Below are 1,093 nucleotides of genomic sequence, written 5' to 3'. Positions count from 1 at the left end.
GCGCTATCTGTAGGAGCGAGGCTTGCCCGCGAAGAGGCCCTCAAGGCTGCTAAAATGCCGGCTCATCACCCAGAGCCGGCATCATGCTTCTCCCTCCCAACGACTGGCTCCCCCAGGCCCCCCTCGAACCCCTCCACCTCGATTGGCTCACCGACATCCAAGTCGCCATCCTGCGCATGGACCTGATCGACCCGCTGATCAGCGGCAACAAATGGTTCAAGCTGATCGAACACCTCAAGGCCGCCGAGCAAGCCGGTTGCGAGGGCATCATCAGCCTGGGCGGCGCCCACTCCAATCACCTTCATGCACTGGCCGCGGCGGGCAAGCGCTTTGGTTTTGCCACGGTGGGCCTGCTGCGCGGGCACCCACAGCAAACACCCACGGTCGAGGATTTGCAGGCGTTTGGCATGGAACTGCACTGGCTCGGCTACGGCGGTTATCGGGCGCGGCATGAGGCGGGGTTCTGGGAGCCTTGGCGTGCTCGTTATCCGACGCTGTACCCCGTGCCCGAAGGCGGTGGCGGCCTCGCGGGCGCTCGTGGTTGCGTTCAATTGAAGGCGATGGTTCGGGATCAGCTGAAGGCGCTGAACTGGAGCGACTACGACGGCTGGTGGCTGGCCTGTGGCACCGGTACCACGCTTGCCGGATTGGTGCTGGCCGAAGCCGGTGAGCGGCCAGTTTACGGCGCAATGGCGGTGCCTGACGACCATGGGGTGGCGCAGCAGGTAGTGCGGATTCTGGAGGAGGCGGGCTCGCTTCGTTCGGCTTATGAACTGATGGACGCCAGCCGGGGTGGTTTCGCCAAGGTCGATGCGCCGTTACTCCAATTCATCGATCAGACCGAACGCTCCAGCGGCATTCCCCTGGAGCCCTTGTACACCGGCAAGGCACTGCTGGCGCTCAGGCAGCAGGTCGAGGCGGGGAAGTTTGCCCGGGGAACGCGGTTGGTCTTTGTGCATACCGGTGGTTTGCAGGGGCGGCGGGGGTTCACTCCACAAATCTAAACAACACCACAAATCCAATGTGGGAGCGGGCTTGCTCGCGAAGGCGGTGTGTCAGTCTCCATAGAAGTTGGCTGACACGGCCTCTTCGC

Annotated in this window: 1 protein-coding gene; it reads left to right on the top strand. The window is 63.5% G+C overall.

What is annotated here, in order from left to right; genetic code table 11:
* Positions 1 to 83 precede the first annotated feature (83 nt).
* The gene (locus ACW9JE_RS30825) at positions 84 to 1,004 is read left to right on the top strand and encodes a 1-aminocyclopropane-1-carboxylate deaminase/D-cysteine desulfhydrase (RefSeq protein WP_457434922.1); all 921 of its coding nucleotides are present in this window, start codon (positions 84 to 86) and stop codon (positions 1,002 to 1,004) included.
* The last annotated feature ends 89 nt before the right edge of the window (positions 1,005 to 1,093 follow it).

This window comes from Pseudomonas sp. SDO55104_S430 (assembly GCF_054070595.1).
The sequence above is the reverse complement of the archived record's forward strand: the minus strand, read 5'-3'. Positions and strand labels throughout refer to the sequence as shown.

Coding starts and splice junctions, on each gene's coding strand:
- ACW9JE_RS30825 (WP_457434922.1), top strand. CDS start 84: ATGCTTCTCCCTCCCAACGACTGGCTCCCCCAGGCCCCCCTCGAACCC.